Source organism: Nocardia sp. NPDC059228, from assembly GCF_042754245.1.
Taxonomy (GTDB): Bacteria; Actinomycetota; Actinomycetes; order Mycobacteriales; family Mycobacteriaceae; genus Nocardia.
In genome coordinates this window covers 37,632-51,544 of record NZ_JBHZAL010000030.1, presented here as the reverse complement: position 1 = coordinate 51,544, position 13,913 = coordinate 37,632, and the positions used below count along the sequence as shown (strand labels likewise).

Annotated in this window: 11 protein-coding genes and 1 tRNA gene; 3 read left to right on the top strand and 9 right to left on the bottom strand. The window is 70.1% G+C overall.

Annotation, left to right across the window (positions count from 1 at the left end; translation table 11 throughout):
* Positions 1-205 precede the first annotated feature (205 nt).
* A complete protein-coding gene (locus ACFXKA_RS33070; RefSeq protein WP_379430285.1) occupies positions 206-2,026 on the top strand; it encodes an ABC-F family ATP-binding cassette domain-containing protein in 1,821 nt (606 codons plus the stop codon).
* Here ACFXKA_RS33070 and ACFXKA_RS33065 read toward each other — a convergent pair.
* Positions 2,002-2,538: a GNAT family N-acetyltransferase gene (locus tag ACFXKA_RS33065; protein WP_354836819.1), complete on the bottom strand. Its 537-nt coding sequence runs from the start codon at positions 2,536-2,538 to the stop codon at positions 2,002-2,004. The genes ACFXKA_RS33070 and ACFXKA_RS33065 overlap by 25 nt on opposite strands.
* Before the next feature lie 8 nt (positions 2,539-2,546).
* Positions 2,547-3,779 carry an MFS transporter gene (locus ACFXKA_RS33060; RefSeq protein ID WP_379430284.1) on the bottom strand — a complete coding sequence of 411 codons (1,233 nt, stop codon included), beginning with the start codon at positions 3,777-3,779 and terminating at the stop codon, positions 2,547-2,549.
* A gap of 220 nt (positions 3,780-3,999) precedes the next feature.
* On the opposite strand from ACFXKA_RS33060, the gene ACFXKA_RS33055 reads away from it, so the two are divergent.
* Positions 4,000-5,037: a hypothetical protein gene (locus ACFXKA_RS33055; RefSeq protein ID WP_379430283.1), complete on the top strand. Its 1,038-nt coding sequence runs from the start codon at positions 4,000-4,002 to the stop codon at positions 5,035-5,037.
* Positions 5,038-5,294: 257 nt separating this feature from the next.
* Positions 5,295-6,722: a rifampin monooxygenase gene (rox, locus tag ACFXKA_RS33050; RefSeq protein WP_379430282.1), complete on the top strand. Its 1,428-nt coding sequence runs from the start codon at positions 5,295-5,297 to the stop codon at positions 6,720-6,722.
* A gap of 401 nt (positions 6,723-7,123) precedes the next feature.
* Here rox and ACFXKA_RS33045 read toward each other — a convergent pair whose 3' ends face one another.
* The 7 genes from ACFXKA_RS33045 to ACFXKA_RS33015 form a co-directional block, all read right to left on the bottom strand.
* Positions 7,124-8,308, bottom strand: a complete 1,185-nt coding sequence (locus ACFXKA_RS33045; protein ID WP_379430281.1) for a hypothetical protein — start codon at positions 8,306-8,308, stop codon at positions 7,124-7,126.
* A gap of 99 nt (positions 8,309-8,407) precedes the next feature.
* Positions 8,408-8,707 (bottom strand): hypothetical protein, encoded by a 300-nt coding sequence (locus ACFXKA_RS33040; protein WP_354837076.1) that lies wholly within the window; start codon positions 8,705-8,707, stop codon positions 8,408-8,410.
* Positions 8,708-8,823: 116 nt separating this feature from the next.
* Positions 8,824-8,896, bottom strand: a tRNA-Gly gene (locus ACFXKA_RS33035).
* 151 nt (positions 8,897-9,047) lie between these two features.
* The gene (locus ACFXKA_RS33030; protein WP_379430280.1) at positions 9,048-10,238 is read right to left on the bottom strand and encodes a hypothetical protein; all 1,191 of its coding nucleotides are present in this window, start codon (positions 10,236-10,238) and stop codon (positions 9,048-9,050) included.
* Positions 10,235-11,917, bottom strand: coding sequence for a cutinase family protein (locus tag ACFXKA_RS33025; protein WP_379430279.1), 1,683 nt, complete (start codon positions 11,915-11,917; stop codon positions 10,235-10,237). Before ACFXKA_RS33025 ends, ACFXKA_RS33030 begins: the two co-directional genes overlap by 4 nt.
* 17 nt (positions 11,918-11,934) lie before the next feature.
* Positions 11,935-12,519: a hypothetical protein gene (locus ACFXKA_RS33020; RefSeq protein ID WP_354836805.1), complete on the bottom strand. Its 585-nt coding sequence runs from the start codon at positions 12,517-12,519 to the stop codon at positions 11,935-11,937.
* A 425-nt stretch (positions 12,520-12,944) separates the two neighbouring features.
* Positions 12,945-13,913 (bottom strand): MinD/ParA family protein, encoded by a 969-nt coding sequence (locus tag ACFXKA_RS33015; RefSeq protein ID WP_379430278.1) that lies wholly within the window; start codon positions 13,911-13,913, stop codon positions 12,945-12,947.

The following is a 13,913-nucleotide window of genomic DNA, read 5'->3' as shown; positions in this document are numbered from 1 at the left end:
CACGACAAAGTGGTTGACGGCCCAGTGCCGCACCGATAACGTTCCAGGCCTCATGGGTATCGGTTTCCTGTTCTTGTGATCGCTTCGCCGCGTTGAGCTTTGCTCCGCGTCGAATCCCCTCCCACGCCTATCCGCCTGTCGGCGTTCGATTTTCGCGTGGGTTCCACCCATCCGGCTCGTGCCGAGCCGAGAACAGGAGATCCCTGTGCTTACCCTCCGAACACCTGCCGTCTCCCAGCTGACCCTGTCCGGCGTCACCAAAGGCTATGCCGACCGCATCGTGCTGGACGCGGTGAACCTGTCCATAAGGCCGGGTGAGAAGGCCGGCGTGGTCGGCGACAACGGTGCCGGCAAGTCGACCCTGCTGCGGCTCATCGCGGGTCGCGAAGTCCCCGACAACGGCGAGGTCGTCGTGCAGGCCCCGGGCGGCATCGGCTACCTGGCCCAGAGTCTGGAGCTGCCGCCCACCGCCACCGTCGGCGCGGCAATCGACCTGGCTCTCAGCGATATTCGTGACCTGGAGACCCGGATGCGCACCGCCGAGGCCGAATTGGCCGAGCCCGGGCCGCTCGGCCGCCGCCTCGAGGCGTACACCGCCCTGGCGGCCAGGTTCGAGGCGCGCGGCGGGTACCAGGCCGATGCCCGGGTGGAGGCGGCCCTGCACGGCCTCGGGCTGCCCGGCCTGGACCGGAATCGCCTGCTGGGCACGCTGTCCGGCGGTCAGCGCCGCCGCCTGGCGCTGGCGGCCACCCTCGCCTCCGCGCCGGAGTTGCTGCTGCTCGACGAGCCCACCAACGACCTCGACGACAACGCTGTCGAATGGCTCGAGGGGCAGCTGCGTGACCACCCCGGCACCGTGGTGGCCGTGACCCATGATCGCGTCTTCCTCGAACGCATCACCAGCACCGTGCTCGAGGTGGACGCGGGCGCGGTCGCCCGCCACGGCAACGGCTACCGCGGCTACCTCACCGCCAAGGCCGCCCAGCGGCACCGGCAGCAGCTCGAGCACCAGCGCTGGCGCACCGAGCTGGCCCGCAACGAGCGACTGGCCGAGTCGAATGTCGTCCGCCTGGAGGCGATTCCGCGCAAGCTGCCGCTCGCGGTCTTCGCCGCCGGTCCCTTCCGAACCCGCAGCCGCGGCCACGGCGCCCAGTCCCGCATCCGCAACGCCAAGGAGCGGGTCTCCCGCCTGACCGCGGATCCGATTGCGCCCCCACCGGATCCGCTCCGCTTCACCGCCGAGATATCCACGACCGACCCCCTCCTGGCCGTTGCCGGACCGGCCGGCACCGGAATGACCGGGGTTGGATTGACCGAGACCCCGCTCGTCAGCCCAGGCGGCACTGTGCCGGGCGGCGTCGTACCCGTTGGCATTGCGTCGACCGCTACCGCGTCGGGCGGCACGACGCCAACGGCGTCCGGCGACAGCGGCGGGGTGGTCGCGGTCGTGCCGTCCCTCGCCGAGGTGAGTTCGGTTGTGGTGGAAGGCCGTTTGCGCATGGACGGCCTGCGGATCGAGGCCGGTGAACGGTTGCTGGTGACCGGTCCCAATGGCGCGGGCAAGACCACGCTGCTGCGGCTGCTGGCCGGCGAGCTGGCTGCCGAGGCGGGCGAGGTCGCGGTGCGCGGCCGGGTCGGGCACCTGCGGCAGGAGGAGTCACCGTGGCCGGCGGAGCTGACGGTGCTGGGTGCGTTCGCTTCCGGACGGACGGGCTATCCGGACGAGCATGCCGAGGCGCTGCTGGCGCTGGGTTTGTTCCGGCCGGATGACCTGCGCCTGCGCATGGGTGAGCTGTCCTATGGTCAGCGCCGTCGCGTCGAATTGGCGCGGCTGGTCACCGATCCGATGGATCTGCTGCTGCTCGACGAGCCGACCAACCACCTGTCCCCGGCCCTGGTGGAGGATCTGGAGCAGGCCCTGGACGGCTATCCCGGCGCGGTGGTGCTGGTGACCCACGATCGACGGATGCGGCAGCGTTTCGCGGGTCGCCGCCTGGAGCTTCAGAATTCGTGCAGCATGACGTAGTCGTGGTGCAGCTGGTTGCCGACGGTGAAGGTCTTGGTGCCGGCGACGGTGAAGCCGTGTTTGCCGTAGAAGCGCTGGGCGCGCGCGTTCTGCTGGTTCACGCCCAGCCACACGGCTTTGCTGCTGCCGGCCCGGGAGTGCTCGAGCGCGCGCCGCATCAGCGCCGCCGAGACCCCGCTGCCGTGCCGGCCGGGCAGCACGTACATCTTGCTGAGCTCGGTCACCGGGCGCAGCGTGATGACCTCCGCCACGGCGGGATCGGCCGGTTCCATGGCATTGAGCAGTGCGTAGCCGACGATCTCGCCGCCGAGCACCGCCTTCAGAACCACACGGCCGGGATCGGCGAGATACTCGCGGAACCGGTCCGCGGACAGCACCTCCGCGATGAAGGCGGCCATGTCCTCGGGGGTTGATCCGGGCGGGCAGGCCAGCGGAAAGGTCGCGGCGGCGACGACGGCGAGTTCGCCGGCGTCGTCCGCGGTCGCCGGTGTGATGGCTACGGAATCGCTCACCGGTCCAGTCAAGCAGGCTCCGCGGCGGGCTCGGCGGCCGCGGGGGTGGCGTCGGTGCGGCGATGGAAGACCCGGGCGCAGCCGATCAGCACCACCGCGAAGGCGAGCGGAATCGCGAATCCGGCACGCAGATCGGCGGCGTCGGCGACCGCACCCACCACCGCGCCACCGACCAGGGTGCCCGCGTAGTTGAACAGATTGAGCCGCGCGATGAGCGCATCCAGCTCGCGTCCGCTGGTGAGCTGCCCGGCCTCGCTGAAGCACAGCGGCGCGATCACCGGCAATCCGATTCCGGCGACCAGGAATCCGAGGATCGCGGCCACCGGTCCCGGGGCGGTGACCACGATCACCAGACCGACCGACCCGACCGCCGCGGCCACCCGCACCACCGTGCGTGGTCCGAACCGGCGTACCCACAGGTCGCCGGTGAGGCGGCCGAGCAGCGACGCGCCCTGGTAGGCGGCCAGCGCCAGCGCGGCGGTCGCGGAGGAGGACAGCAGTTCGTCCTTCAGGTACAGCGCCGACCAGTTGCCGACCGCGAGGTCGATGGCGAAGGCCAGGGCGATCACCGCGCCGAAGATCCAGAAGATGCGCATCGGCACCGAGCCGGCCGGTTCGTGTTCGGCCGGACCGGCTTCGGCCTCGTCGGTGCCCAGCAGTCGCGGTCCCGCCGCCAGGCAGCCGATGGCCACCACCGCCGCGGCCACCAGGATCGACGCCTGCAACGGCACTTTCAGCGCCTCGAACGCCGAGACGAACAGCGCCCCGGTGATCGATCCCGCACTCCAGGCCGCGTAGAACGAGACCAGAATGAATCGGCCATAGCCATGTTGAATGAATACCGCCTGCATATTGGTCCCGGCGTCCACGATGCCGACGGCCACGCCGTACATCCCCAGGGCCACGAAGGCCGCAATGATGTTCGGCGACAGTGCGATCGCCACACCGGAGACCGCGATCAGCCCCAGCCCGATCCGCAGCGCGGTGCGGCTCGACCAGTGCAGCGCGATCCGCTCGGCGGTGATGCTGCCCACGCCCGCGAGCAGCGAGATGAGCGCGACGATCGCCACGATCAATCCGTCGGACAGCGTGAATTTGTCCTTCAGTTGCGGGAGCTCGGTGAGAATCACGGCCAGGAAGAACCCCTGCAGCGCGAATGCCACCGAGTTCGCCGAGCGCGCCGCCCGCAGTGTTGGATGGAGAGCGCTGAGCTGCGGCTTCGGGGACTGACTCGGGGGCATTTCGAAAGACTAGCGGCGGCGGGCCGGTCCGGCATCCCGGGCACGGGTTACGATCCACGCCGCGCTTGATCACACGCGGCTCGCGGTTGGGTAACGAATCTGGTCGCTTTCGTGTCTTCGGACGCATGCCCTGCGGCACTCTGGAAGTGACGGCTCGGGCTGGTGGTTTCCGATAGGACGGAAGCGGTCCTTCCGTGTGTGTGGTGGCTGGGGTGATCTTGTGAGCACGAGGCGAGTGGAAGTTCCGCGGGAGCGGTCGGTGGCCCTTGCCGACCCGGATCCGCGTGCGAATCCTGCGACCGCCGTGGGGGATTCGGCCGTGGACAAGTCTGTGCGCGGGACGGTGGAGAAGTCTGTGCGGGGTGACGCGGACACGGCTGTCCGCAGTGCCGACGGGCGTGGCCATGCGGCGGGGGAGCGGTGCCGGGAAACCGACTGTGCGGACTGCCGCTGGGATGTGCAGCGGCTCAAATTCTGGCTGCGCGGCCGGCTGCTGGCGGCCGGCGCCGAGGATGTCCAGCTGGATGTCGCTGTCGGTGCGCAGCTCTCGGATGTGCTGTGGCGCAAGGGTGATCGCAGCGGCGTCATCGAGGTGTCCAGTGCGCCACCCGAGTTGGCGCGTTCCCGTGTGGTCACCGCCGAGCTCCGGGCCGGCGGTGGTGGTGAAGTGCTGTGGATCTGCCCGCCGGGTTTCTGGACCGCGCAGCTGCCCGCGCTCGGCCTCGACGACTTCGCCGCCGAGGGCTGCGAGTACCGGGTGGTCGGCGGCCTGCTGTCCTCCGGCCCCGGCGGTGTGGTGTCGGCTCGCCAATCCGCCTGTGAACTCCGTGAATTCGTAACGGGCTGGGTGGACGGGGCGATAGCGTTCGGCTGCCGCGACGAGCACATGGGAGGATGGGCGACGGTGACCGACTGGGAACGCCACACTCGGACACAGGCGGCCGTCATCGCACGGCAGCGTCAGGAACTCATGAATCAGCGCACGGCTCTGGCGTTGGCCCGCAAGGCCACCCGCGACAAGACCAAGCAGCTGCTGCGCATGACCCACCGTCTGGAGCGCGCGGAGATCGCCGCCCAGCAACAGGCCGACGATCTGGCCCAGACCCGCCGCAAGATCGCCGACCACAATCGGGTCGACGCCACGCTGCGGCTCACGGTGGCGAGTCAGAAGTCCGCGATCCTGCACTGGCAGCTGATCACCTGGTTCGCGGTGATGGTGATCATCACCTTCATCGCCGCGGGCCTGGTCCTGAAGTAGCCCACCGAACCTCACCTCAGCGGCCGAGCCCGGCGCATCCGCGGGTTCACGCGGAACACCGCTATTTCCTGGGAGTTTGGGGGCGTAGCCCCCGAGCGTTTCCGGGGGTTCGGGGGCGAAGTCCCTGAGAGCGCCGAGAGTTGGGCTTCCCCTTTCAACGTATATCGCAGTGGGGGGCTTGCGGCAAGGCCCGGGGGGTGCCGCAGAATCGTCGGCCGACAGGCGATTACCTGCGGAAATCAGGAGGATGGCGATTCATGGCCGATGTGATCATTGCGGGCGCCGGGCCGACGGGACTGATGCTGGCCGCGGAGTTGCGGTTGCACGGGGTGCAGGTGCTCGTGCTGGATCGGGACCCGGAGCCGACCAAGGTGGTGCGGGCGATGGGGATGCACGCACGCACTGTCGAGGTGCTGGATCAGCGCGGTGTGGCGGATCGATTCCTGGCGCTGGGCAAGCAGCACGATCCGAGTGCCTTCTTCGCGGGCATCGTGCCCGCGCGGCCGGTGCGCTTGGACACCACGTTTCCGTTCGTGCTGGGTCTGCTGCAGCCGATCACCGATCGCCTGCTGGCCGAGCGCGCGGTCGAGCTGGGCGCGGAGATCCGGCGCGGGTGTGCGGTGGCCGGGCTGAGCCAGGACGCGGACGGGGTGACGGTCGAGCTGGCCGACGGTTCCCGGCTGCGCTCGCGTTACCTGGTCGGCTGTGACGGCGGGCGGTCCACGGTGCGGAAATTGCTCGGCATCGGGTTTCCGGGCGAGCCCGCCCGGCTCGAGACGCTGATGGGCGAGGTGGAGCTGACCACACCGCAGGAGGAGGTGATGGCGCTGGTCACCGAACTGCACAAGACGCATCGGCGCTTCGGTGCGATGCCGCTGGGCAATGGCGTGTACCGGCTGGGCGCCCCCGCCGACGGCGTGGCCGAGGACAATGATGTCCCGCCCACCCTCGACGAGCTCAAGCGCCAGGTCCGGGCCATCGCCGGCACCGATTTCGGTGCCCACTCACCCCGTTGGCTCTCCCGCTTCGGCGACGCCACCCGTCTCGCCGACGCCTACCGGTCGGGCCGCGTCTTCCTGGCGGGCGACGCGGCGCACGTCCATCCGCCCAATGGTGGTCAGGGTCTCAACCTCGGCGTCCAGGACGCGTTCAACCTGGGCTGGAAGCTGGCCGCGGCCGTGAACGGCTGGGCCCCGGCCGATCTCCTCGACACCTACGAATCCGAACGCCGCCCGGTGGCCGCCGACGTCCTCGACACCGCCCGCGCCATGAGCGAACTCACCTCCCTCGAACCCGGCCCCCAGGCCCTGCGCCGCCTGCTCGGCCAACTGATGGAATTCGAAGAGGTCCACCGGTTCCTGATCGAACGCGTCACCGCCCTCGGCGTCCGCTACGACTTCGGCCCGGGCGACGACCTCCGCGGTCGCCGCCAGCGTGATGTGGCCCTGAAGCGCGGCCGCCTCTACGAGCTCATGCACCAGGGACGGGGCCTCCTCCTCGACCAGGCCGGCCGGCTGTCGGTCCAGGGCTGGTCCGACCGCGTCGACCACGTGGTCGATGTCAGCGAGGAACTCACCACCCCCGCGATCCTGCTCCGCCCGGACGGCCACATCGCCTGGTCCGGCTCCGACCAGCAGGACCTGCTCGAAGTCCTGCCCCGCTGGTTCGGTACCGCCGCAAGTTGATTCGGCACCGCCGCAAGCTGATTCGGCGCCATTACGAGTTGATTCGGCACCGCCGAGTGCTGGTTCAGCGCCGTGCCGAGCTGATTCGGCAGCGTCGCATGCGGGTTCAGCACCATCGTGCGTTGATCGGTCAGCGTCGCATGCCGATTCGGCACCGCCACGAGTTGATTCGGCCACGACCTCGACCGTTCTGCGCCCCGATAGAAGACCGCTGGCCGAGATGCTCCGGCCAGATGGTGACCACCTCGCCGGCCATCAGGCGAATGATCGAGATGCCGCCGAATCTGCCCGTGCCGAGACCCGGGCCACGCCGGTCCCCCACAGGGTTTCAAGATCAGGGAGCTCACAGCGCGGGGTATCGGGCGAAATTCCCCGGTGAGAGTTCCCTGACTTGAAGCGGGTCAGCGGGTGAGGCGGAAGGGGGCGCGGTGCCAGTGCCAGTCGTGGCGTAGGACCAGGGCGGCGAGGTCGAGGAGGTCGATGCCGGTCTCGGTGCGGTAGGCATCGAGGGCGGGCCAGCTCATCGGGCCCGTGGACAGTCGGCTCGTCAGGGTGGACTCGTGGTGGGAATTCACGGTGCGCGACAGCAGTTCCTGGATGCCGTCGCGGCTGCCGGTCCAGGTGAGCCAGCCCCAGCCGCGGGAGAAGGCGTGGGCACGGGAAGCTGCCGCGCGGGCGCGCTGGGGGTGCAGGGCGGTGTGGGCGAGGGGGAGGACGTCGATGAGGACGGTGCGGCCATCGGTGAATCGCGCTGCGGCGGTGGGGTAGTGGACGCGGTCGGCGCCATCGAGGTCGTAGGTGACGGCGGCGGGGAGCTCGCGGAAGGATTCCACGCGCGGGCTGGCGTCCAGCAGGCGGAGCAGGCGCGCCTGCAGGGCGGTGTCGAAAGTGACTTCGCGGCCGAGCTTTTCGGAGTACATGCGCCCGCGGCCGTCATCGTCGTAGTCCAGGCGTCCGGCCGGGAGGACCGGGAGGTCCTCGGGGCTGCCGTCGCTCCATTCGACGCGCCGCAGCCACGTATTCCACATGTCGTCGGGTGTGTCGTCGGATTGCGCCGCGGGCAGCAGATGCCAGCGCCCCTTCTGCTGCCACCCTGCGATGCGCTGAAAGACGAAGCCCGCCAGTCGTTTCGAGTCCTGCAGATCGTGCCCGGCGAGCCGCAGCTTCAGATACGCCCAGTCCTGGGCCGCGATATCGCCGTCGGTGGCATAGGTTTCCGCGAGCAGTGTCCGCACCAGTCGCTCATCACCCCACCCCACGGGATACCGTTCCGCGAACACCCCCAGATCGTGCTGCCCGATGGCCAGTGTCTGCCGCAGCATGGTGCCCACGGCCCGCGTGTACAGCTGCCGCGCTCGATCGCGCGAGACCCCGAATCGCGCGCCCAGCAGCATGAGGGTCTCCGGACCCTCCCCGTCCAGTCCGAGCCGGCAGGTGATCAACTCGGCATCGCGTGGCCGATCGGCCACCACATCGCCGGCCATGGCGGCCAGCACCTCGTTGACGTGCTCCAGCCCGAAGTCGACTCCCTCGGCCGGGTCGTCGCGCGGTGTGGTGCGCGCGGTGCGTGCATTGCTCGTCGTCAAGGCCCCTACCCGTCTTCGCCAGTCGGTTCGACGAGCCTAACGGTGCCCACCGACACACGGCGCACCACGCGCTGAACGGCCGGAGTTGCCGTGGAACGGTCAGGATCCGATGACGGCATTCATGATGGTGCCCGCGCTGGTGGCGATGATTCCGCCGATCATCGCTCCGGCCACCATCTTCGGGGAGGCGAGCCCGCCGCCCGACCACTTCTCCCAGGCGAAGCGGCCACCGGCGTAGGTGATGCCCAGGACACCCGACAGCAACACGAACCAGGTGAAGTACCGGACGAGCTTCATGAGCTTGTCCGCCACCGGCGGTGTCTCCGGTGTCGGGTTGCCGAGCTGGGCGAGCACGGCGTGTTGGGAAAGCACAGTGTCGTGGAAGGCGCTGAGCAACATGGTCACTCTGACAAGGTTACCGGGAAATCGGGCCGATATGGCTGCGAATATGCTCGGGATCTACTGCGCAAGAACAACTTTCGCGGCTCGAGCGCTGCGTCCCGTTGTCTGTGTTGAGCGGATGACGGGATTCGAACCCGCGACCCTCACCTTGGCAAGGTGATGCGCTACCAGCTGCGCTACATCCGCATCGCTTCCATCCGGCCCGCTTCGGCCCGTCCGGCTGCGAGAGAGAACACTAGCCCACCCGCCCCGCATTTCCAAAACGGCTGGCAAACCCTGAGTTGCCCCGGCGTGCCGCCGGGGCGGGGTTGGCGGTGTTCCGGTCGTGGCGCGGCGGCTATTTGGGGGTGTCCTCGTTCATGGGCACGATGGCGGAGATGAGGGTCGCGTCTCCGATCTTGGTGGTGATGACCAGCTGCGGGGACCAGGTGCGTTTGGTGGCGTCGGGGTGCTGTTCGGTGACGACCATGATGTGCTGGCCGTCGAAGGGTCCGGGCATGATCTGCACGCAGTAGGTGGTGCCCACCGGGATGCTGTCGATACCGGCCTGGATCTGGTCGACGGTCGGCGTGGGTGCGTCCGGCGCGAACATCTCACGGACCGCCTTGCCCGAGCGGTCGACGTAGTAGCGGTTCTGCAGCGCGAGAATGGCGTCCGGGCCGGACTTGGTACTGCCGGGCCCGTTACCGCGGACATTGCCGCCCTTCACCTCGTTGGGGCAGAGGTTGGCGGGTAGGCCCGACGCCGGTTGGTCGGTGGGTGAGGCTGCGGTGGGCGTGGATGCGGCGGGTGCGGCCTGAGGCGTGGCGACATGGGGTTTTGCGGGTGCGTCGCCACCGGTGACCTTGGCGATCTGGACCGCGATCGCGGCCGTCACCGCGAGGACGGCGAGCAGGCCGAGCAGGGGGACGGCCCACTGGCCGCCGTTCAGCGTGGGGAGTACGAATCTCGGTCGCTGCCTGGTCGGCCGCGCGGCCCGCTTCAGGGGTCGGCGGGCGGTCGGGTAGCCCGGCGGGGGACCGTGGGTGCCCGCGGCGTGCCGGGCCGGGGCGTAGGCCGTGAGCGTCCGTGGCGGATCGCCTGCCCGGACGCGGCCCAGCCGGGCGTGCGACGCGCTCGCCTGCCGGGTGTCCGGCGGGTCGTCGATCGACCGAGCGTGGAACGGACCGGAGGCCGGCCGGGCGCCGGGCCCGCTGTACTCCGAAGCGGCGGCGGCCCAGCCGGACGCCTGCTGGGGATTCGATTCCGCCGACCGCGGCTCGTAGTACTCGTCCTCGTCGTCGAAATCGTCGTACTCGTCGTCGAATTCGTCGGCTTCGTACTCGTCACGATCGGCCGCGTAGCTCTCGTGGCGGGCCGCGCTGACCCTGCCGGACTGCTCGGGGTACTCGCCGTATCCGGAGCGCACCGGCCCGGCCGCGCCGGTGATCCAGTCCGACCAGCTGCCCGTGTACGCCTGCGCGCCCGCCTGCAGCGGGGTGGGCGGCTCCGATTCCGTTGTCCGCGACTCCGATTCGGTGGTGCTCATGGCGTCGCCCGCGGGCTGAGGTCGGGGATCAGTGGCGCCCCGCTGGTGGTGGGTGTGGTCGGGGCGGGGGAGAAGCTCAGTACCGGGACGCCGCTGCCGGGCGTGCCGGTGCCGGTGCCGCCGCCGAGCGGGAACTGCCCATTGGGTGCGACGCTGGTGGGCGTCGTCGAGGTGCCCGCGAAATCCATTCCCAGCGTGGGTTTGTCGCTGCCACCACTCGGGATGGCGCCCGGGGTGGCGGCCCCGGACAGGTCGTGGGCGACGGCCGCGAACCATTGGCCGACCCAGTCGGTCGGACTCTCTCCGAATCCCGCGCCCTGGGCGTGGGTGTAGTCGTGCTTCTGCGCGGTGTCCCAGTACCGCACCCAGGTGGTGATGTCGAGCAGATCCTTGTTGTCGGTGACGTTCTGGGTGACGGCCGTGAATGCCTGGGTGGTGAGCCGGCTGATGGTGGTGGGCGGCACCAGGTTGGTGACCGCGCCGACCAGCTTGGCCCCGAACACCGCGAGCCCGGCGAGGGGGTTGGCCAGTCCGGCGGTGGCGATCTCGGTGATATTGGCCGGGGTCAGGATGTCCTTCACCACGGCCACAATGGAATTGATGGCGATGGTGCCGACCTTGAGCAGCGCCTGGAACGCGCCCGGGACGTCGACCTGGGTGTTCGGGTCGGAGGCGTCTGCGATGCGCTGCGAGATCGACTTCTGCGGCTGGTACGACAGATCCGACAGCGAGTTGCCGGACACGTCTTTGTTCACCACCGAGGTGGCGGTCTTGATGGAGGTGTAGGCCAGCGCCTCTGCGATGGATTTCAGCGACCCGATCGGGTCACCGGCCGAAATCTCCACCTGCCCAGCGATATTGGCGACGGTCCGCACCAGCGGCGCACCCACCGGGGTATCGCAGGCCAGATCGCCCTCGGTGCAGAATTCGGCGACCCGCCCTACGAGGGTGCCGAAGTTCTCGAGGGTGGCGCTGTCGGGGGCGATGCCCGCCCCGGACGCGGTCTTGGTGGCGGGCGGATCCCCCAGTGCCGCTACGGATTTGCCGTTCGTGCCGGGTGCGGCGGTGGGCAGCTTCTGATCCGGCTTGCCCGGGAACAGCGGCGCGTTGGCATTGCGGTTGGGATCGCCGAACAGCGCGACGGCCGCGATCCGGTCGGCCGGGACGGTGCCCTGGCCCGCGCCGACCTCCTGTGCGAACTGCGAGGCCACATGCGCGCCCTGCGAGTACCCGGCGATGGCCAGTTTCGTGCTGGGGCAGCGGTCGGTGACCTGTCTGGCCATGGACCGCAGCCGGTCCAGGCCGCCGGTAACCGACTGGCTGTAGGTGGTGGTGGACACCGACACCGCGCCGCCGAAGGACGCCTCGTAGGGCACGTAGGCCCGGTCCACCAGACCGGCGTCGCTGGCGGCGGCCATCATGGGCCGGAAGACTTCCGACAGCATGCCGGTGTCGGTGGTGACGGCGGCGTCGGGGGAGGATTCGCCGGTGCCCTGGACGCCGAGCGCGAACAGCGCCGGGCATTTGTCGATGGGGACCGTGGTGTCCGGCGGCCCGCCCCGGGCTTCCGCCGTATTCAGCACAGCAGGCCCGACGGCGGCCGCCGCCACGATGCAGACGGCCGCGGTCAAGAGTGCCGAACTCCGAAACCCCACGCTGGGCAGCAGTTTTCGATGCACGTCGCACCTCGTTCAGGTTATGGACTGGCTGATTCCGCGCCGTGCTGCGCGCGTTCGGTGATCCGCGCCCCGGCAATGCGCGCCGCGGTGAGGATCTGCTCGGCCAGAAGCCGAACCGGTTGCGGGGGAGTGCGAGTGGGATCCCCGTCGTCCACCGGTGAGCCACCGGCGGCGGGATCCCATTCCGCCATTTCGTAGGGTTCGAGGGCGCGCCACTGTTCGAGCCAGCCCAGCCGCCAGGTGCGGGCGCCCAGCGCGACGGCCAGGCCCTCCATCTCCTCGCGCCGCTGCGCGACCGGAATCGGCAGCGGCCGGGCCGAATCCGACACGGTCACCACGCCGACCACCTGGCTGCCGGCGGGCGTGGCCCGGGCCTGATGCGCCAGCAGCGCCCGATGCAGGGCATTCACCCCGCGCAGATGACTGCGCCCGACGAGCACCACCAGCGGCGAATCCAGATCCCCCGCCAGCCCGATCCGCGCGGGCCACCGTTGCCCCGCGTCCCCCGCCCAGCTGAGACTGGCCGCGAGACTGCTCACCCCCGCGCCGCCGTGCACGCCCACCAGCCACACCAGTGGCGGCCGCGGCGGCCGATTCGGCACCGCTCGATGCCACATCGGCACGGGTGGAGCCGTAGGCGCGGGCTGCCCGGGTGGAGGCGCGTCGGAGTATCCCGGTGCGGTTGCGTCGGAGTGTCCCGGTGCGGTTGCGTAGGAGTGTCCCGGTGCGGTCGTGTCGGAGTGTCCCGGTGCGGTCGTGTCGGAGTGTCCCGGTGCGGGCGAGGCGACAGGCCCTGGTTCTGGTGCGTCGGAACGTACTGTGCCGCTATGCCATTCGCCGCCACCGAGTGGTTGCCATGCGGCGCTCGGCATAGACGGCCGACCAGAGGTTGTCTCGTCGCCATCTAAGGGACTGTGGGCGGTGTGTGGTGCTGGACCCGAGTTGTCGGTGGCGTGCGGTGCCGGGGTGTGGGCGGCGTGCGGTGCCGGGTCTGGTGGCGATGCGCGGTGCGGGTCGTGGAGCGTGGTCATCGCAGCGCTCCGAGGAGGGTGAGGTAGGCGTCGCGGGTGGGGGCGGTGAGGTGATGCCAGGTGATGGGGCCGCCGGTGGCGAGGTGGAGGTCGAAGGGGATCGGGACCACGGCGCGGACCCAGGAGCCGAGGTGGGTGCGCACATGGTCGAGAACCGCTGCGGCCGAACCGGGTACCTGTTCGGTGAGGACGATGACCGCGTCGCCGACGACGAATTCGCTGAAGTTCTCGTCCAGCCAGGTGAGGGCGGGCTGGAGGCGGTTGATGGCGTCGGGACGTGCGGCCACGGTGATCACCAGCCCGACCCGGGGGTCCGCCAGCAGCGGGGCCGCCAATCGGCTGGTGACCGGTGCGCCCGCATCGAAAACCCCCAGCAATCCCGCGTTTTCGAGATGCCGCGCGACCGACACCAGGGATTCCCTGCGCGGCAACGGGTCCGGCGTCCGCCCCAGCACCCGCACTCCGGTCGACGTCTGCCCCGAGCATGCCCCCACACTCGATGCCAGCCCCGGATACGGTGTGCCGAGCCACTTCTGCAAGCTCCCCACCGGAGCCGCCGCGTCACACCCGCGCAACGCCACGTCCCCGCCCCCGAGCGTCGCGTCCACCACCACCGGCCACACCTCGCCGTCACTGTCCACGGCCGCCGCCGCGGCCAGCCCCAGCGCCGTCGTACTGGCTCCTGACGCCCCCGACCCGCCCAGCACCAGCACCGGCGGCACGGCGGCCCGCACCAGCCGCCCCTGCCCGCCCCGCAATGGCACGCCATCGGTGGGCGAACCGGCGGGCCCGGGCTGCATCAGCTCACTGAGCCCCGAATCCCCCTCGCCCCCAGCCGCACTCGCCCGCGCCGCCTCCACCAGCCGCGCCTCCACCTCTGCACTCGTGTTCGGCTGTGCGAGACCGGGCCGGGGTGTGGGGGGACCGGGGGGAGTGGAGCGGAGCCGGTCGTCGATGTCGACCAT